Origin of the sequence: Actinomarinicola tropica, assembly GCF_009650215.1 — a bacterium.
GTDB lineage: Bacteria > Actinomycetota > Acidimicrobiia > Acidimicrobiales > SKKL01 > Actinomarinicola > Actinomarinicola tropica.
This window is the reverse complement of record NZ_CP045851.1, coordinates 3,135,071-3,153,710: the sequence shown is the minus strand read 5'-3', so window position 1 is coordinate 3,153,710 and position 18,640 is coordinate 3,135,071. Positions and strand designations below refer to the sequence as shown.

General features: G+C 74.1%; 13 protein-coding genes. 8 read left to right on the top strand and 5 right to left on the bottom strand.

What is annotated here, in order from left to right; all coding sequences use genetic code 11:
* Nucleotides 1-116 precede the first annotated feature (116 nt).
* Nucleotides 117-1,061, bottom strand: coding sequence for a type IV toxin-antitoxin system AbiEi family antitoxin domain-containing protein (locus tag GH723_RS15395; protein WP_195210357.1), 945 nt, complete (start codon nt 1,059-1,061; stop codon nt 117-119).
* 192 nt (nt 1,062-1,253) lie between these two features.
* On the opposite strand from GH723_RS15395, the gene GH723_RS15390 reads away from it, so the two are divergent.
* From GH723_RS15390 to GH723_RS15360, 7 genes are all read left to right on the top strand, one after another.
* Nucleotides 1,254-5,771 carry an Lhr family helicase gene (locus tag GH723_RS15390; RefSeq protein WP_153760474.1) on the top strand — a complete coding sequence of 1,506 codons (4,518 nt, stop codon included), beginning with the start codon at nt 1,254-1,256 and terminating at the stop codon, nt 5,769-5,771.
* Nucleotides 5,758-6,129, top strand: a complete 372-nt coding sequence (locus GH723_RS15385; RefSeq protein ID WP_153760473.1) for an NYN domain-containing protein — start codon at nt 5,758-5,760, stop codon at nt 6,127-6,129. Before GH723_RS15390 ends, GH723_RS15385 begins: the two co-directional genes overlap by 14 nt.
* Before the next feature lie 35 nt (nt 6,130-6,164).
* On the top strand, nt 6,165-6,704 hold the full coding sequence (locus GH723_RS15380) for an O-acetyl-ADP-ribose deacetylase (protein ID WP_153760472.1): 540 nt from the start codon (nt 6,165-6,167) through the stop codon (nt 6,702-6,704).
* Nucleotides 6,705-6,947: 243 nt separating this feature from the next.
* Complete coding sequence (locus GH723_RS15375) at nt 6,948-7,313, top strand: RNA-binding S4 domain-containing protein (RefSeq protein ID WP_153760471.1); 366 nt, start codon at nt 6,948-6,950, stop codon at nt 7,311-7,313.
* The gene (locus GH723_RS15370) at nt 7,310-7,573 is read left to right on the top strand and encodes a hypothetical protein (protein ID WP_153760470.1); all 264 of its coding nucleotides are present in this window, start codon (nt 7,310-7,312) and stop codon (nt 7,571-7,573) included. Before GH723_RS15375 ends, GH723_RS15370 begins: the two co-directional genes overlap by 4 nt.
* A 38-nt stretch (nt 7,574-7,611) precedes the next feature.
* Nucleotides 7,612-8,835, top strand: coding sequence for a cation:proton antiporter (locus GH723_RS15365; RefSeq protein ID WP_153760469.1), 1,224 nt, complete (start codon nt 7,612-7,614; stop codon nt 8,833-8,835).
* Nucleotides 8,836-9,115: 280 nt separating this feature from the next.
* Complete coding sequence (locus tag GH723_RS15360; protein ID WP_153760468.1) at nt 9,116-9,898, top strand: Fpg/Nei family DNA glycosylase; 783 nt, start codon at nt 9,116-9,118, stop codon at nt 9,896-9,898.
* Here the strand turns inward: GH723_RS15360 and GH723_RS15355 are convergent.
* Genes GH723_RS15355 through GH723_RS15340 form a run of 4 tightly spaced genes read right to left on the bottom strand, consistent with a single transcriptional unit; the run spans nt 9,856 to nt 14,913 of the window.
* The gene (locus tag GH723_RS15355) at nt 9,856-10,977 is read right to left on the bottom strand and encodes a M56 family metallopeptidase (protein ID WP_153760467.1); all 1,122 of its coding nucleotides are present in this window, start codon (nt 10,975-10,977) and stop codon (nt 9,856-9,858) included. The two genes, GH723_RS15360 and GH723_RS15355, sit on opposite strands and share 43 nt — an antisense overlap.
* Nucleotides 10,978-10,982: 5 nt before the next feature.
* A complete protein-coding gene (locus tag GH723_RS15350) occupies nt 10,983-11,540 on the bottom strand; it encodes a helix-turn-helix domain-containing protein (protein WP_153760466.1) in 558 nt (185 codons plus the stop codon).
* 23 nt (nt 11,541-11,563) lie between these two features.
* The gene (locus GH723_RS15345) at nt 11,564-14,137 is read right to left on the bottom strand and encodes an ABC transporter permease (RefSeq protein WP_153760465.1); all 2,574 of its coding nucleotides are present in this window, start codon (nt 14,135-14,137) and stop codon (nt 11,564-11,566) included.
* A complete protein-coding gene (locus GH723_RS15340; RefSeq protein WP_153760464.1) occupies nt 14,137-14,913 on the bottom strand; it encodes an ABC transporter ATP-binding protein in 777 nt (258 codons plus the stop codon). The genes GH723_RS15345 and GH723_RS15340 overlap by 1 nt, the downstream gene beginning before the upstream one ends.
* Before the next feature lie 156 nt (nt 14,914-15,069).
* On the opposite strand from GH723_RS15340, the gene GH723_RS15335 reads away from it, so the two are divergent.
* Nucleotides 15,070-18,633 carry an adenylate/guanylate cyclase domain-containing protein gene (locus GH723_RS15335; RefSeq protein WP_195210356.1) on the top strand — a complete coding sequence of 1,188 codons (3,564 nt, stop codon included), beginning with the start codon at nt 15,070-15,072 and terminating at the stop codon, nt 18,631-18,633.
* Nucleotides 18,634-18,640: the final 7 nt, after the last annotated feature.

Sequence of the window (18,640 nt, the reverse complement as noted above, 5' to 3'; positions counted from 1 at the left end):
CACCCGTCCCGACCCGCCCCCCCGACCCGTTCGCCTCCCGCCCCGACCCCCCAACCCGTTCTTGGTACGGATCGCGACACCGGGTGTCGGGATCCGTACCCAGATGGCTCCGGGCGTCAGGCCGATCGCCCGGCCGTCGCCGCAGCGAGCCCGGCCTCGACCACCTCGACGACCTCGCGCGGCGACCGGACGACGTGGTCGTACGTGAACACGAGCAGCCGGAGGCCGGCGAGCACCAGCCGGTTGCGCCGGCGCTCGTCCCGGTCCCGTTGCGCCCTGGTGCTGTGGCTGGCGTGTCCGTCGAGCTCGATGACGAGGTCGAGCGGGTCGTAGGACATGTCCACCCGAGCGACCGAGTTGCCGCGGTGGCGCACGCGACGCTGCACGGTGGGGAGCGGGAGCCCCGCTCCCTCGAGGAGCTCGAGGAACCGACGCTCGAGCCAGCTCTCGGTCGGTCCGAGGCGCTGTCGCTCCCGCAGGGCGAGCTCCATCTCGGCGATGCCGTTCCGTCCCCGGCACCTCAGCTGCTCGAGCCGCCACCACAGCCATGCGTCGGAGACGAGGCCGTCGCGAGCGGCGGTGTCGAGGGCTGTCCGCAGGCTCGTGCGGCTGACGTCGGGAACGAGCGCCGCGAGGCCGAAGAACGTGCGGGCGGCGCTGACGGCGGGGATCGCTCCGATGCGCAGGACGTCGTCGGGCGGCAGGTTCGTCGACGTGTGGACGGTGATGTCGGGGAGCGGCGCGTGGTGGAGGCGGCGGCCGACGGTGACCTCGACGACCTCGACCGATCGGAAGCCCTCGAGGCGGTGGAGCCGGGCCGCCGTCCGGTGCGAGGCGACGCCGCCCGTGTCGAGGCACGCAGCGAGGACCGACTGCTCGTACGAGCGGGGTGCCCCGGCGATCGCGAACGTGTGACGGCCGCGTCGCTCGAGGTGCGAGGTCCGTACCAGGCGGTGGACCTGGCCAGGGTCGACGCCGAGGGCGACGAGCTGTGGACGGGTGACGAGGCCGAACTGTTCCTGGGCCCGTTCGGCGATGGCCCGTCGGATCGTCGGGCGCATGTCGCCATCCTGGCGGGGGCCTGTGACACCCATCGGCCCCTCATCCGCACCCCTTCCGCGCTGCCCCCGCCCCTCGGTCGCATCTTGGTACCGATCTCGACCAGGAGCGTCGAGATCCGTACCGAGAACGGATCCGTACCGAGAACGGGACGGGCAGGGCTGGCTGTCACAGGCCGTGGGTAGCGTGAGCCGGTGAGCCTCGACCGCTTCTCGCCGGCCGTACGCGCCTGGTTCGACACCAGCTTCCCGGAGCCGACGGCGGCGCAGACCGAGGGGTGGGCGGCCATCGCCAGCGGCGAGCACGCGCTCGTCCTCGCCCCGACCGGTTCCGGCAAGACGCTCGCGGCCTTCCTGTGGGGCATCGACCGCCTGGCCAACGAGCCGGTGCCCGAGGCCGAGCGCCGCACGCGCATCGTCTACCTGTCGCCGCTGCGGGCCCTGGCGGTCGACGTCGAGCGCAACCTGCGCGCGCCTCTGGTGGGCATCGGCCTGGCCGCCGAGCGACTCGGCCTCACGCTCCACACACCCACGGTCGGCACCCGCACCGGCGACACGCCGGCCGACGAGCGGCGGCGACTCGTCCGCAACCCGCCGGACATCCTCATCACCACGCCCGAGTCGCTCTACCTGATGCTCACCTCGCAGGCCCGCGAGACGCTCGCCGGGGTCGACACGGTGATCGTCGACGAGATCCACGCGCTGGCGCCCACCAAGCGGGGCAGCCACATGGCCCTCACGCTCGAGCGGCTCGAGGAGGTCACCGACCGGTCGCCGCAACGCATCGGCCTCTCCGCCACCCAGCGACCCCTGGACGAGATCGCGCGCTTCCTCGGCGGCCGTGGCGACGACGGTCGCCCGCGCCCGGTCACCATCGTCGACGCCGGAACCCGCAAGGAGCTCGACATCGAGGTCGTCGTGCCCGTCGAGGACATGGGCGCCCTCGGCGAGGTCATCGACGGGCCCGCCGACATCTCGGTCCTGCCGGGCGGTGGGGGGCCGGCCGCCGCGGCGCCCCCGGTGCGCCGATCGATCTGGCCCTCGATCCACCCGAAGGTGCTCGAGTTGATCGAGGAGCACCGCTCCACGCTCGTGTTCGTCAACGCCCGGCGACTCTCCGAGCGCCTCGCCACCCGCCTCAACGAGCTGGCGGCGGGCGACGAGAACCGCGGCGCGGAGGCGGACGGCCGCCCGCCCGAACCGGCGCACGAGCTGGTCAAGGCGCACCACGGGTCGCTGTCGCGCGAGCGGCGCCTCCTCATCGAGGACGAGCTGAAGCGGGGCGACCTCAAGGCCCTCGTCGCCACCAGCTCGCTCGAGCTCGGCATCGACATGGGGGCGGTCGACCTCGTCGTGCAGGTGGAGTCCCCCGGTGCGGTCTCCCGTGGCCTGCAGCGCATCGGTCGGGCCGGCCACCAGGTGGGCGAGCCGAGCCGGGGCCGCATCTTCCCCAAGCACCGGGGTGACCTCGTCGAGGCGGCCACCGTGGTCCGCCGCATGCACGAGGGGCTGATCGAGCACACCCGCTACCCCCGCAACACGCTCGACGTGCTCGCCCAGCAGATCGTCGCCATGGTGGCGATGGACGACTGGCACGTCGACGACCTGGCGCGGATCGTGCGCCGGTCGGCCACCTTCGCCGAGCTCTCCGACGAGGTGCTGTTCGCCACCCTCGACCTGCTCGCCGGCCGCTACCCCTCCGACGAGTTCGCCGAGCTGCGGCCCCGCATCGTGTGGGACCGCGTCGAGGGCACGATCCGCGCCCGAGCCGGGGCCCAGCGCCTGGCGGTCACCAGCGGCGGCACGATCCCCGACCGCGGCCTGTTCGGCGTGTTCCTGCCCGAGGGCACCCGCGTCGGCGAGCTCGACGAGGAGATGGTCTACGAGAGCCGGGTGGGCGAGACGTTCCTCCTCGGCGCGACCACGTGGCGCATCGAGGACATCACCCACGAGCGGGTCGTCGTCACGCCGGCGCCGGGTCAGCCCGGCAAGATGCCGTTCTGGCACGGCGATCGCCCCGGTCGGCCGCTCGAGCTCGGCCGCGCGATGGGCGAGCTCGTGCGCCACGTGCGGGGGCTTCCCGCCGAGCGGGCGATGGCCGAGCTGCGGGAGCGGCACGGCCTCGACGAGCTGGCCGCCCAGAACCTCGTCGCCTACCTCGACGAGCAGGCCGAGGCCACGGGCGCGGTGCCCGACGATCGCACCGTCGTCGTCGAGCGGTTCCGCGACGAGATCGGCGACTGGCGGGTCTGCGTGCTCACCCCGTTCGGCGCGCAGGTCCACGCGCCGTGGGCGATGGCGCTGCGCGGTCGCCTCCAGGAGCGATGGGGGGTCGACATCGACCTCATGTGGAGCGACGACGGCATCGCCGTGCGGCTGCCCGAGGCCATCGACGAGCTGCCGCTCGAGGAGCTGCTCGTCGAGCCCGAGGACATCGGCGACCTCGTCATCCGCGAGCTGCCCAACACCGCCCTGTTCGCGTCGCGGTTCCGGGAGTGCGCGGCCCGGGCGCTGCTCCTGCCCCGCCGACGGCCGGACCAGCGCACCGCGCTGTGGCAGCAGCGGCAGCGGGCCGCCGACCTCCTGCGCGTCGCCTCCGCCTACCCCGAGTTCCCCATCCTGCTCGAGACCACCCGCGAGCTGCTGAACGACGTCTTCGACCTACCTGCTCTACGGGAGGTCCTGTCCGACCTGCGGTCCCGGAAGGTCCGGGCGGTGGCGGTGGAGACGCCGCGCTCGTCGCCGTTCGCCCAGTCGCTGCTCTTCGGCTGGATCGGCCAGTTCATGTACGACTACGACGCGCCGTTGGCCGAGCGGCGCGCCGCGGCCCTGGCTCTCGACCGGGACCTGCTGCACGAGCTCCTGGGCGCCGAGGAGCTGCGCGACCTGCTCGACCCCGGGGCGCTCCGTGACGTCCAGTCCGACCTCCAGCGTCTCTCCGAGGGCCGTCGGGCTCGCGACGCCGACGAGCTGCACGACCTGCTGCGCATCCTCGGCCCGCTGTCGACCGACGAGCTGGCCGAGCGCGCCGAGGCGTCCCCGTCGGTGGTCGACTCGTGGATCGCCGCGCTCGTCGAGGAGCGCCGCGCCTACGTCGTCGTCGTCGGAGGGGACGACCGCGTGGCCGCCACCGACGACGCGGCTCGCCTGCGGGACGCGCTGGGGATCGCGGTCCCGATGGGTCTTCCCGCCGCGTTCACCGACCCGGTGCCCGACCCGCTCGGCGACCTCGTGGCCCGCTACGCCCGCACCCACGGCCCGTTCCTCACCGCCGAGGTCGCCGACCGACTGGGCGCCGACCGGGCGCGGATCGCGCAGATCCTCGAACGGATGGAGGCCGACGGTCGCGTCGTGCGGGGCGAGTTCCGTCCCGACGGCACCGAGCGGGAGTGGTGCGACCCCGACGTGCTGCGCCAGCTGCGCCGACGGTCCCTGGCCGTGCTCCGCAACGAGATCGAGCCGGTCGACGGCTCGGCCCTCGGCCGCTTCCTGCCCCTGTGGCAGGGCGTCGGCTCGGCCCGCCAGGGCCTCGACGGCCTGGTCGAGGTCGTGGGGCAGCTACAGGGCGCGGCGATCCCGATGTCGGTCCTCGAGGCCGACGTGCTGCCGGCGCGCCTGCGGGGGTACCGGCCGTCGGACCTCGACGCGCTGTGCACGGCGGGGGAGGTCGTGTGGGTGGGCGCCGGCCCTCTCGGCTCGACCGACGGGCGGGTGCGGCTCATCTTCAGGGACCAGGCCGGCCTCCTGGTGACGCCACCCGACGACGAACCGCCCAGCGAACCCGTCCACCTCGCGCTGCTCGAGCACCTCGAGCAGCGGGGGGCCTCGTTCTGGCCCGACCTCCAGCGTGCGGTCGCCGCCGCCGAGCTGCCCTACGACGACGAGACGGTCCTCGCCGCCCTGTGGGACCTGGTGTGGGCCGGGCTGGTCACCAACGACTCGCTCGCGCCGCTGCGGGCGTTGGGGACGCGTGCCGGTCGCAAGGGCGGCGGGGGCGGCAGCGCGCGGCGCCGTGGGCCCCGTGCCGCCGCCCGTCTGGCGCGCCTCGGTCCGCCGGCCGCCGCCGGGCGCTGGTCGCTCGTCGCTCCGCTGCTGGAGCCGCTGCCGACCGCCACCGAGTCGGCGCACGCACGCGCCGGCCAGCTCCTCGACCGCTACGGCGTCCTCACCCGGGAGGCCGCGCTCGGCGAGGGGGCCGAGGGCGGGTTCGCCGGTGTGTACCCCGTCCTGAAGGCCCTGGAGGAGCGCGGGCACGTCCGGCGCGGATACTTCGTCGCCGGCCTGGGGGCGGCGCAGTTCGCCCTGCCCGGTGCGGTCGACCGGCTCCGCGCCGTGCGTGAGCGGGGCGACGACGCCGGCGAGCCCGTCGTCCTCGCCGCCACGGACCCCGCCCAGCCCTACGGCGCGGCTCTCCCGTGGCCGCCCACCGACGGCCGCCCGGCCCGCGCCGCCGGCGCGTTCGTGGTGCTCGCGGGCGGCGTGCCGGCGGTGTACGTCGAGCGCGGCGGCCGGACGGTCGTCACCTTCGAGGGGCACGACCGCGTCGACTGGCCGCGGGCCCTCGCCGAGCTGGTCGACCGGGGGCGTGTGCGCGCGTTCGAGATCGCGAAGGCGGACGGAGAGCCGATCGGGGGCACCGAGCTGGCGGCCCGGCTCGAGGCCGCAGGCTTCGTGCCCGGCTACCGAGGGATGATCCGCCGTGCTCCTCGTTGACGCTGCCAACGTCGTCGGCTCGCGTCCCGATGGGTGGTGGCGGGACCGTCCCGGCGCGGCGCGTCGCCTGGTCGAGCGGCTCGCCGCCGCGGCCGACGCCGGGCGCCTCGACCCGCCGATCGTCGTCGTGCTCGAAGGGCGGGCGCGCGCCGGGGTCGACGAGGGGACGGCGGGCGCAGTGCAGGTCGTGCACGCCACGGGGGAAGGCGACGATGCGATGGTGGCGCTCGCCGCGGCCGCCGACGGGGACGTGCGCCTCGTCACCGCCGACCGCGCCCTGGCCGAGCGGGCGCGCGCCGAGGGTGCCACCGTCGTCGGCCCGCGCTGGCTCCTCGAGCGGGTCGACGCCGACGGCTGACACCGGCGCGCCGGACCCCGACGTACCCTCGACCGATGGCTCGGCTCGCTGCGCTCCGACGCGACATCACCACGCTCGAGGTGGACGCGGTCGTGAACGCGGCCAACAGCAGCCTGATGGGTGGCGGTGGGGTCGACGGTGCGATCCACCGGGCGGGTGGCCCGGCGATCCTCGAGGAGTGCCGGGCCGTCGTCGACCGCCAGGGGCGGCTCCCCACCGGCGAGGCGGTGATCACCACCGCGGGTCGCATGCCCGCTCGGCACGTCATCCACACGGTCGGCCCGGTGTGGACGGGTGACGATCCGTCCGGCCACGACGCCCTGCTCGCCTCCTGCTACCGCACGGCGCTTGCGCTCGCCGCCGAGCACGGACTGGCGAGCGTGGCCTTCCCGGCCATCAGCACCGGCATCTACGGCTTCCCCAAGGACCGAGCGGCGGGCATCGCGGTCGGGACCGTCACCGACGCGGTGCGCGCCCACCCCTCGATCGAGGCCGTCGTGTTCGCGTGCTTCTCCGATGCCGACGTCGACCGCTACCGCCGGCTCGGCGTTCCCGAGGATCCCGACCTCGTCTGACGCTCCCACCGGCGATGCGCGACGCCGCCCCGACGTTCCCCACCGTCCGGTCCGTTCTCGGTACGGGCAACGACCGTACGTGTCGCGATCCGTACCCAGAACGGCCGACCGATCGTGGGTGCGCCGCTCCGATCCGTTCCGGGTACGGGGATCGACCGTGCGTGTCGCGATCCGTACCAAGATTGGCGCGGCGTCGATGGGTACCGCCGCAGCGCCGCCGCGCAGGGGACACACTGGAGGGCGATGGACTCGACGCGCGTGGACAGGTGGCTGTGGTCGATCCGGCTCTGCTCGACGCGGTCGGAGGCCACCGACGTGTGCCGGGGCGGGCACGTGCGCGTCAACGGCCGTCCGGCCAAGCCGGCCACCACCGTGTCGATCGGCGACGAGGTCGCGGCGCGCGTGCACGGCAGGGACCGGGTCGTCGAGGTCGTGCGCGTGATCGACAAGCGGGTCGGCGCCCCGATCGCAGTGGAGTGCTACGTCGACCGCTCACCGCCGCCGCCCTCCCGCGAGCCGTCGGCGGCGTACGCCGAGCGGAGCCGAGGGACCGGACGTCCGACCAAGCGCGATCGCCGGCAGATCGAGCGGCTGCGGGACCGCGGATGATCGACTGGCTCCTCCGCAGCAGGGAGACCGGCGAGATCGTCGTCGCCCAGCCCCCGAACGTCCGCAACCTGGTGTTCGTCGCCGCCACCCTCGGCAGCTGGGTCCTGCCCGACCCGAGGTGGCGCGATCGTGCCCGATCGGTGGCGACCGTCGCGCTCGCGGCGTGGGCGGCCGACGAGGTGGTGCGCGGGGTCAACCCGTTCCGCCGGCTCCTCGGGGCGGGCGGCCTGCTCGAGGTCGGCCGACGGCTCCGTCACTGAGGTTCCCTCCCGAGGGCCAGGGGTAGGGCGCCCGCCTCATGGATCACTACATGGTCACCCTCGCGGTGCTCGGGCTCGCCGCGCTGGGTGCTGCGATCCTGCCACGCCTCCTCGATGGCGTCCCGCTGTCCATCCCGATCGTCTTCCTCGCACTGGGGATGGTCTTCTACGCGCTCCCCATCGGTCTGAACGGGCCGAGCGTCGACACCGAGGGGCAGGAGGCCGAGCGGCTCACCGAGTTCGTGGTGATCGTCTCGCTGATGGGCGCGGGCCTGAAGCTCGGGCGCCCGATCGGCTGGGAGGGCTGGCAGGTCACGTGGCGGCTCCTGGGCATCGCCATGCCGCTGACGATCGCCGGCATCGCGCTCATCGCCGCCGGCCCCCTGGGGCTGCCGCTCGCGAGCGCGGTGCTCCTCGGCGCCGTGCTCGCGCCGACGGACCCCGTGCTCGCCTCCGACGTGCAGCTCGAGGGGCCGGCAGAGGACGACGCCGACGACGTGGTGCGCTTCAGCCTGACGTCCGAGGCGGGTCTGAACGACGGCCTCGCGTTCCCGTTCACGAACCTCGCCGTGGCGATGGCCGCCGGCGGCTCGTGGTTCCTCGGGTGGGTGGTGGACGACGTGGTCGTCAAGCTGGCCGTGGGCGTCCTCGCCGGTTGGCTCCTCGGTCGGCTCGTCGCCCACCTCGCCTTCTCCGTGCGGTCCGTGACCGCTCTGTCGCGCACGAGCGAGGGCTTCGTCGCCATCGGGGCGACCCTGCTCGTCTACGGGGTGACCGAGCTGGCCCACGGCTACGGCTTCCTCGGCGTGTTCGTCGCGGCCGTCACGATCCGCAACCAGGAGCGGGACCACGAGTACCAACAGATCCTCCACGACTTCGCCGAGACGACCGAACGCCTCGCGAGCGTCCTGTTCCTCGTGCTGCTCGGCGGGTCGGTCGTCGACGGGGCGTGGGACGGGTTGACGCCGCTCGGGGTGCTCGCCGCCGTGGCCATCGTGTTCGTCGTGCGGCCCGTCGCCGGGTGGCTCGCGACGGCCTGGAGCGACACGTCCCGGGCCGAACGGATCGTCATCGCGTTCTTCGGCATCCGCGGGATGGGCAGTGTGTACTACCTCGCCCACGCCGTCACCGAGGAGCGCTTCGACGCCGCTCGAGAGGTGTGGGCCGTGGCGATCCTCGTGATCGTGATGTCGATCGTGGTGCACGGAGTGGCGGCCACCCCGGCCATGCGTTGGCTCGATCGCCGACGTGCCGCGGCATGAACGACGGGACCCGCCCTGAAAACGCGCAGACCGCCCGGCCCGGCGTGGCTCCGGGACGAGCGGCGGTCGTTGCGTGGTCCCCGCCTGGGGGCCCATGGGTGCTGGTCAGAGCAGGATGATCAGCAGGATGATGACGAGCAGCAGGGTGCCGAGGCCGATGTACATGTCAGCTCCTTCGATGGGGTACGGCGGACGGCCCATCGAGTACCCGGCTCGCGCGCGGGCAAACCTCGCCCCGCACCGGCGTCGTCCGGGAGTCGGGCGCTCGTAGCCTGAGCCGATGCCCGAGGGCGACACCCTCCACCGGACCGCTGCGCGCCTCCGGCCTGCGCTCGTCGGCGCCGAGGTCCGCCGCTTCGAGGCGCCGCGCCTCGTCGGCCCGCGTCCGCGCACCGGGGAGACGATCGACGAGGTCGAGGCCGTCGGGAAGCACCTCATGGTGCGCTTCAGCGGCGGCATCGTCCTGCAGACGCACCTCCGCATGACCGGGTCGTGGCACCTCTACGCGCGCGGCGAGCGGTGGCGGAAGCCGCCGCACCTCGCACGGGTCGTGCTCGAGGTCCCGGACGCCGTCGCCGTGTGCTTCTCCGCTCCGGTGGTGAGGACGCACCTCGGCGAGCGCGAGGCGAGCGACGCCGTCGCCCACCTCGGGCCCGACCTGTGCCGAGCCGATGCCGACATCGACGAGGCGGTGGCCCGGATGGCCCGGCTCGACCCCGGTACCGAGATCGGGGTCGCGCTCCTCGACCAGCGGGTCGCGGCCGGCATCGGCAACGTCTACAAGAGCGAGGTCCTCTGGGCGCTCCGCGTCGATCCGTTCGCGCCGGTCGGCGCGCTCGACGAGGACGTCCGGCGGGATCTGGTCGAGACCGCCGCGCGGCTCCTGCGGGCCAACCTCACGACGACACGTCGGACCACCGTGCCCGGTGGGCTCGCGGTGTACGGGAAGACCCGTCGGCCGTGTCGCCGCTGCGGGACGCCCATCCGGGCTCGCCGCCAGGGGGAGCAGGCGCGGACGACCTACTGGTGCCCGCGGTGCCAGTCGGCCGCACGTGCGCCCTGACCCGCTGTCCCGGCCAGCTCGGCGCCGATCTCCGCGGCCGTGCGTCGCTCGGCGTCGGTGAGCGCGAGGGGGATGCCCGTGGACGTGGTCGCGTCGCGTCCGAGCCCCGCGGTCGCTCGGCGCCAGCCCCGCAGGTCGGGTCCGCCCGGCGTCTCGCCCGATGCGACCCGTCGCGACCGATCGGCTCGGACGGCGAGCTCGGCGGCGACCTCGTCCGCCGTGGTCCAGGTCCGCTCGCCGCGCGGCCCACTCGTCGTCGTCGTCACCTTGCTGCGCGTCGACACCACCCAGAACTGGTCGACGAGGAACCCGGGGAGGCCGACCCGCATGCGGCTGCCGTGCGGGGCGGCGGGCCGCAGCTCCTCGAACGCCCGTGCCAGCGCGCCCGGGTGCCGGGTGGCGCGCACGGCGGCGGCATCGCCGACGAGGTCGCGCACGGTGTCGGCCCGCCGAGGGCGGAAGAACGCGACGAACGCGAACGGCATCAGGAACGGGTTCAGGAAGGGCGACGCGAAGAGGAGGAGGAACCGCAGCGAGCCGACGACCTGGGCCGCGGCAGCGAGCCGGACCCACGGATCGACGACGACGGCGATCTGGCTGGCGAGGAGCGCCTCGAGGGCGTCGCGATCGAGTCGGCGCTCGGCGCCGGCGGTGACCACGACGTGGGCCCCGCCGCGCGTCGGCAGCGCCGCCACGTTCGGCACGGGTGAGTCGTGGACGAGGACGTCGTAGCGCAGCCCGCCGGTGCCGGTCGCCACGGCCAGCTGCTCGGTGAGGTTGATGGTCCGGGTCGACGGGCGGGCACCGGTGCGGGCGGCGATACGTCGCGCGGCCCAGTCGCCGTAGCGGTCGTGGGGGAAGAGCAGGACCAGGGCGAGGGCGACGAGGACGGGCACGACGGCAGCCGTGATCACGACGCCCCACGAGAGGTCCCACGTCCAGTCGCCTCCCGTCTCGAGCCCGGCGATCTGCACCCACGGGGATGTCACGAGCCCCACGAACGGCAGGCCCCACGGCAGGGCGCTGCGCACCGCCGACCCCACGACGAGGAGCCGGGTCCGGAGGGGGAGCTCGACCACGCCGTCTAGGTGGGGAGGAGCCGGGAGAGGGCGCCCCCGGCGTGCAGGCGAACGAGCCGGGCGGTCACCGCGTAGTCGTCGGCGATGGTCGCCGCGGCGTCGCCCCGGGCGAGGCGGCCGAGCACCTCCTCCTCCGTCGCCGTGAGGGCGATGCCCTCGCGGCGGTGGCGCTCGAGCACCTCGCGGGCGAGCGGGGCGTCGAGGAAGCCCTCGCCGAGGGCCAGCCCCCTCACCGCCGAGCGCACGACGTCGGGCGGAGCCGAGGCGGCCACGACCCCGCCGATGCCGGCGTCCAGCGCGGCAGCAGGATCGAGGTCGTCGGCCACGGCCAGGTACCGCGTGGCAGGCGTCGTGCGGGCGACGCGCGCCACGGCGGCGAGACCTTCCGGACCGCTGACCACCACGACGACGTCGACCGCGGCCTCGGTCAGCGCCCCGTCGAGCTCGTCGGGCGTCGCGCTCCTCACCTGGATCCCCTCGCCCTCGACGGCCTCGACGAGCGCCGGGGACGCGTCGGCGGGCGCGACGACGAGGACCGTGGGCGTGGGGATCGTGGCGTGCATCCGGACAGTCTGGCCGCGTCCGGCTACTCGCTGGCGATGGCCTCGAGGACGTTGAGCTTCGCGGCGCGCCGGGCCGGCAGCAGGCTGGCCAGGACGCCGAGGAGCGCGCCGACGACGACGATGATCGCCATCTGGCCCACGGGGACCTGGAACGCGCTGAAGCCCTGCGGGCCGAGGCCCTGGATGAGGCTGTAGCTGAGCCCGACCGCGAGGGCGAGGCCGAGCAGGGTGCCGAGCACGGCGATGATGGCGGCCTCCCACCGGACCGATGCACGCAGCTGCGATCGGGTCATGCCGACGGCCCGGAGCAGCCCCAGCTCCCTGGTGCGCTCGTAGACCGAGAGCGAGAGGGTGTTGGCGATGCCGATGAGGGCGATGAGCACCGACACGACGAGCAGGCCGAGGACGACGTTCAGGATCACGTTGAGCTGCGACGCGATGGCGTCGAGGAACTCGTCCTGGTTCTCGACGAGCACGCCCGGGTACTCCTCCGCCGCTCGACGCAGCTCGCGCTGCAGGTCGTCGACCGTGGTGCCCTCCGCAGCGCTGACGAAGATCGTCCCGTTCGTCTGGTTCGGGACGTTCGCCGCCCAGTCCTCGTGGGTCGTCGTGTAGAAGCCGAGGAGCTGCGGGTCGTCGCTGATCGCGGTGACCGTCAGCTCGGCGACGTTCGCGGCCGGGAGGAACGTGACCTCGACCGTGTCGCCGACGGCGAGGTCGCGGTTCTCGGCCTGCCGACGGTCGACGACGAGCCCGCCGGGCTGGAGGTCGGCGAGGGACCCCTCGACCATCTGCACCTCGACCGCCCGGTCGTAGCGCTCGGGGTTGATGGCGCCCATGAACGTCGTCGTGGTGTCGCCGTCGGGCAGCGCGAGCTGCACCTGCCCCTGGCGCAGGGCGGCGACCGTCGCCACGTCGTCGCGCCCGGCGATCTCCTCCTCGAAGGCGATGGGGATGCCTGCCCCGAAGCTCTCGGCCCGGATGATGAGGTCGGCCTTCAAGCCCCGGCTGACCTGCTCGTCGATCGAGACCCGGGCCGACGAGATGAGGATCGTGATGAACCCGACGAGCGCGATGCCGATCATCAGCGCCGCGGCGGTGGACGCCGTCCGCTTCGGCGAGCGGCTGGCGTTCTCCCGCGCCAGGTGTCCCGTGGTGCCGCGCAACCAGGAGAGCGGTGCGCCGATGGCCCGGGCGACCGGACGGGCGATGACCGGTCCGAGCACGATGAGGGCGACCAGCAGCAGCACGGCACCGAGGCCGAGCGACTGGAGCGCAGCCGTGTCGGGGTCCTCGCCGTACACCGGGGCGATGAACACGACGGCCAGCACCGCGAGGGCGAGCCCGATGCCGATGCGGATCTTCGACGTGCCCGAGGTGTCGGTCGCCACGTCGCGCAGGGCGGCGATCGGGGGCACCCGGGTGGCCCGCCACGCAGGGATGAGGGCGGAGAACAGGGTGACGCCGACGCCGGCGACGATCGACCAGATGACCGTGTCGGCCGAGACGATCGTGCCGGCCTTCGGCAGCTCCAGCCCGATCGAGTTGAGCAGCGCGTAGATCCCGGTGGCGAGCCCGATCCCCGCCACGATCCCGATCAGCGCCGCGACCAGTCCGATGAGGACGGCCTCGACGAGGACGGAGACGAGGACCTGGCGTCGCGTGGCGCCGATGGCCCGCAGGAGGGCGAGCTCGCGGCCTCGCTGGGCCACGAGGATCGAGAAGGTGTTGAAGATGATGAACGAGCCGACGACCAGGGCGATCAGCGCGAACACGAGCAGGAACGTCGAGAAGAACGACAGGCCCTCCTGGAACGTGGAGGTCAGCTCGTCGGCCGCCTGCTGCCCCGTGATCACCTCCAGCTGCGGCTCGGAGGGGAGCTCGGCGCCGATGGCGGCGACCAGCTCCTCCTGGGTGGTCCCGCCTGCAGCCGTGGCGTACACGTAGTTGATCTGGCCGTCGAGGCCGGCGAGCTCCTGGGCCTGCTCGGTGGCGAGCCCGACGAGGATGGCGCCGGCGATCGTGTCGCGGCCGGAGACCGTCGTCGTGATGCCGACGAGCGTGTACTCGGTCCGGCCGAGCGAGGAGGTGAGCGTGACGGTGTCGCCGAGCTCGAGCTCGCCGTCCTCCGCCGCGGCCCGGTTGATGACCATCTCGTCGGGCGCCTCGACGCCGCGGCCCTCGGGGATGTCGTAGCCGGAGATGTCAGGGTTCGGGATGAAGCTCTCGACGATGGTCGGCGCGGCGTTGGGCATCCCGATGGTGTCGCCGTCGGCGCCGAGGACCTGGACACCGGTCTCCACCGTGACGTAGCCGGCGGCGTCCTCGACCTCCTCCACCCCGGCGACGACGTCGACGAGCGACTGGTCGATCGGCGTGTAGAGCACCCCGAAACCGGTGTCGAAGAGCTCCGGTCCGCGCACCTGGGCGTCGAGGCCGACGGTGACCTCGCCGACCAGGGACTCGACGGACTCGTCGAGCGTGTCGCCGAGCACGAACGTGCCGGCCATGAAGCTGACGCCGAGGAAGACGGCGACCGTGGTGGAGATGAGGCGGCGCTTGTGCTCCCAGAGCGACCGCAGCGTGGTGCGCAGCACTAGCGCGGCACCTCCAGGTCCTTCATCTTGTCGATGATCTGCTCGCGGCTCGGCGAGTGCACCTCGTCGACGATGCGCCCGTCGACGAGGAACACGACCCGGTCCGCCCAGCTGGCGGCGACCGGGTCGTGGGTGACCATGACGATGCTCTGCTCGAGGTCGTCGACCGCCCGGCGCATGAAGCCGAGGATCTCGCTGCCGCTGTTGGAGTCGAGGTTGCCCGTGGGCTCGTCGGCGAAGATGATCTCCGGCCTGCTCGCCAGCGCCCGGGACACGGCCACGCGCTGCTGCTGGCCGCCGGACAGCTCGCTCGGGCGGTGGTGCAGGCGGTCGCCGAGGCCGACCGTGCGGATGACGTCGTCGACCCAGTCCTGGTCCGGCTTCCGGCCGGCGAGCGACATCGGCAGCGTGATGTTCTCGATCGCGCTGAGAGTGGGGATGAGGTTGAACGCCTGGAAGACGAAGCCGACCTTGTCCCGACGGAGCGTCGTGAGGTGCTTCTCCGAGAGGGTCGTGAGGTCGGTGTCGCCGATGAAGACCTGGCCGGACGTGAGGGTGTCGAGCCCCGCCAGGCAGTGCATCAGCGTCGACTTGCCGGAGCCGGAGGGGCCCATGATCGCGGTGAAGCGGGCCCGCTCGAACTCGACGTCGATGCCGTCGAGGGCGCGCACCTCGGTGTCGCCGGATCCGTAGGTCTTGCGGGCGGCGACCGCCCGGGCGGCGGCCCTGCGGGCGGGACCGGCCGCAGGGGTCGGGGTCGTCTCGGTGGCGGTCACGGGGCCTCCGTCTCGTCGTGGCGTGCGGATCCGGGCGCGCGTCGAGGCGCCGGCCCGGGCGTGAGGACACTACGCACGCACCGACGCCGCGTGCCGGGCGTTTCCCGAGGTTGTGAACGGTGTCACGTCCCCGGGTGCCGCTCGTATGCTGGCTCGGTGATCTGTCCGAGCTGCGGCGCCCCGACCCCCGACGGGGCACGGTTCTGCCCCTCGTGCGGGCACCAGCTGCAGGTCCAGGTCGACGAGCGGCGCATCGTCACCGTGCTCTTCGCCGACCTCGTCGGCTTCACGGGGCTCTCGGAGAAGCGCGATCCGGAGCAGGTCAAGCTCCTCGTCGACGACTGCTTCGAGGCGCTGGTCGAGGACATCCGCTCCTTCGGCGGCCGGGTCGACAAGATCGTCGGCGACGCCATCGTGGCGCTCTTCGGCGCACCCGTCGCCCACGAGGACGACCCCGAGCGGGCCGTGCGCGCCGCGCTCCAGATGCAGGGCACGCTGCGCAGCCGGGCCGAGCGACTCGGCGCCCGCCTGCAGATGCGCATCGGCGTCAACACGGGCGAGGTGCTGGTGGGCGCGCTGCGCGCCGGCGGTGACTACACCGCGATGGGCGACGTCGTGAACACCGCGTCGCGCCTGCAGACCGCTGCCGAACCCGGCCAGGTGCTCGTCGGACCGGCCACCCACGCCGCCACCACCGACGTCATCGAGTACGAGCCGGTCGGCTCGCTCGAGGTCCGGGGTCGTGGCGTCGCGGTGGAGGCCTGGCGGGCCCTCGCCCCGCTCGTGCCGCCGGGGTACGGCCGTCGGGCGACCCGTGCCCCGCTCGTGGGTCGGGACGGTGAGATGGGCCTGATCGGCCACGCGCTGGAGTCCGCCGTCGTCCGCCGCCGCGCCGCCCTCGTCACGCTCATCGGCGAGGCGGGGGTCGGCAAGTCGCGACTCGCGGGCGAGGTCGCCCGGGTCGCGTCGGACGACCACGGCGCGGTGGTGCTCCAGGGCCGGTGCGTGGCCTACGGCGAGTCCAACGCCTGGTGGCCGGTGGCCGAGGCCGTCCGGTCCGGGGTCGGCGCCAGCCTGGACGACCCGGTCGCCACGGTGCGCAGCCGGGTGGTCGACGCGCTCACGTCCCCCGACGCTGCGAGCCTCGAGGGGGACGAGCTCGAGCGGGTGACCAACGGCCTGGTGCACCTGATGGGGCTCGAGGGCCCGCTGCGCGGCATCGACCCGGCACGAGCCCGTGAGGAGGTCACCCGCGCCGTCGTCCGCTTCCTCGAGCCGGTCCTGGAGCAGCGACCGGTGATGATGGTCATCGCCGACCTCCACTGGGCGAGCGGGCCGGTGTTCGAGCTGCTCGCCGCGCTCCTCGAGCGCCTGGTCGACTCACCGTTCCTCCTCCTGACGACGGCTCGCCCGCCGTTCCGCGAGTCGTGGGCCCCGCCCGACGGCCGGCACAACACGCTCGTCGTCAACGTCGATCCCTTGGCGCGGGATGCCGCGCGTGACCTCCTCGATCGGCTGCTCGACGGTCGCGTCGACTCGGCCCTGCGGGAGGAGCTGCTCGACCGCAGCGGCGGCAACCCGCTCTTCCTCGAGGAGCTCGTCGCCCTGATGTCCTCGGGCGGCGGCGACCTCCGCACCGGCGGGCCACAGGCGGCGTTGCCCGACACGCTGCGCGGGCTGGTCGCCGCCCGCCTCGACGGGCTCACCCGGGGCGAGCGGCGTGCCCTCGAGGACGCCGCCGTCTACGGGCGGCAGGGCACCGTCGACGCCCTCGTGCTGATGGCGGCCGCCGACCGCGCCGGACACGGCAAGCGCAGCGCCGAGGAGGTCACGGCCGCCGTCGCCGGCCTGGTCGACAAGGAGATCCTCGTCCTCAACGAGCGGGGCGATTGGTACACGTTCCGCTCCGACCTCGTGCGGGAGGTGGCGTACAACACGCTCACCAAGGTCGCCCGGGCCCTGCGGCACTACGGCATCGGCGAGTACCTCGAGCGCAACTTCACGTGGGGCACGGAGGTCTCCGACGGGATCGTCGACGGCCTGGCCCACCACTACGGCGCGGCGGCCGAGGTCGTCACCGACCTCGACGGCGTCCACGGCATCCCCACCGACATCGTCGAGCGGGCGCTGCGCTGGATCACCGAGGGCGCGCGGCGCTCCGAGGCGGGCGACATGCACGTCGTCTCCGAGCGGCTCTTCGACCGCGCTGTGTCGCTGCTGTCCACCGACGCCAGCCCGGAGCGGGTCGCGATGCTGCTCGGCCGGGCCCGCGCCCGAGCCGAGCTCCGCCACCTCGACGACGCCCGGATCGACGCCGAGGCGGCACGCGAGCTGAGCCTCCAGCTGGAGGACCGGCGGGGCCACGCGCAGGCGCTGCTCATCCTGGGGTCGATCGAGGAGAAGGAGGGCGACCTCGACCTCGCGGTCGAGACGCTGCGGGAGGCGGAGGACGAGTTCACCGCCTCCGGCGACCGGGCGGGCATGGCCGAGGCGCTCCGCCAGCGCGGCCTCGCGGAGCTGTTCAGCGGCGACACCGAGGCGGCGCGCCGGACGATGGCCGCGGCGCTCGACGCCTTCGCGGCCCTGGCCGACCGGCGGGGCCAGGCGTGGGCGCTCCAGAACCTGGCGTGGCTCGCCTACCTCGAGGGTCGTCCTTCGGAGGCCGACCGGCGCATCGACGAGTCGGTCGAGATGTTCGCCGACATCGGCGACAGCGGCGGGTGGGGGTGGGCCACCGGGCTGCGCGGGTGGGTGCGCTTCCACCAGGGGCACTGGGAGGAGGCCGACGCCATCGGGGAGCGCATCCTCGTCGAGGCCCAGGGCCGTGGTGACCGCTGGGGCGAGGGGATGATGGTCCTCCTCACCGCGTCCACCCGGCTGTGGTCGGGCCGCGCCGCCGACGCCGTCGGCCGGGCGCAGGAGGCGCTCGAGATGTTCCACGCCCTCGGTGACGTCGACCGCGAGGTCCAGTCCGCCGCCGTGCTCGGTCGGGCGCTGGTCGCGATCGGCGCGGTCGGCGAGGGCTTCCGGACCCTCGACCTCGCGGTCGAGATGGGTCGGGGCGAGGTCGGCAGCGCCGCCACGCTCGGCCCCACCGCGGTGGCCGCCGCGGCGGTGTCGGTCGGCGACCCGGAGCGGGCGCTGCGTGCCGTCGCGCTGGTGTCGGTCGACGACCTCGACCCGTCCGTGGTCGGCGAGAGCGACCGGCTCGTCGCCCTCGGGCTGGCGCTCGCCCAGCTGGGGCGCCTCGACGATGCCGTCGAGCATCTGCAGCAGGCCGCCACGCCGAGCATGGAGGAGGCGCCGAGCGGCTACGCGCTGAGCGCGCTGGCCTGTGCCTCTGCGGTCGCCGGCCACGTCGCCGAGGTCGAGCGGCTGTGCGACGAGGTGCGCTCGGCGGGGCGGGCCACGTACCTCGACCGGGTCACCGCGCTGCTGGCGCTGGCCTCGTGCCGGGTCGGCGCGTGCGCCCCCGACGCCGCCGAGGAGCTGTTCGACGAGGCGGCCGTCCTCGCCGACGCCACCGATGACCGCGTGGCGCAGGCGCTCGTCCGCCTGGCGCGGGCTGAGGCCGGTGACGCGGTCGGGCGGCCCGATCGGGCCGCCCGTTCCGACGCCACACGGCGGTTGGCGGAGCTCGGCATCGACGCCGGCGGCTGGCGCCAGGTCTACCGGGGTGCCGCGCTGGCCGCCGGCGCCGCCACCACCGGCGCCGTCTGACCCTGCG

Coding starts and splice junctions, on each gene's coding strand:
- GH723_RS15375 (WP_153760471.1), top strand. CDS start 6,948: ATGGACTCGACGCGCGTGGACAGGTGGCTGTGGTCGATCCGGCTCTGC.
- GH723_RS15360 (WP_153760468.1), top strand. CDS start 9,116: ATGCCCGAGGGCGACACCCTCCACCGGACCGCTGCGCGCCTCCGGCCT.
- GH723_RS15380 (WP_153760472.1), top strand. CDS start 6,165: ATGGCTCGGCTCGCTGCGCTCCGACGCGACATCACCACGCTCGAGGTG.
- GH723_RS15370 (WP_153760470.1), top strand. CDS start 7,310: ATGATCGACTGGCTCCTCCGCAGCAGGGAGACCGGCGAGATCGTCGTC.
- GH723_RS15365 (WP_153760469.1), top strand. CDS start 7,612: ATGGATCACTACATGGTCACCCTCGCGGTGCTCGGGCTCGCCGCGCTG.
- GH723_RS15395 (WP_195210357.1), bottom strand. CDS start 1,061: ATGCGCCCGACGATCCGACGGGCCATCGCCGAACGGGCCCAGGAACAG.
- GH723_RS15350 (WP_153760466.1), bottom strand. CDS start 11,540: ATGCACGCCACGATCCCCACGCCCACGGTCCTCGTCGTCGCGCCCGCC.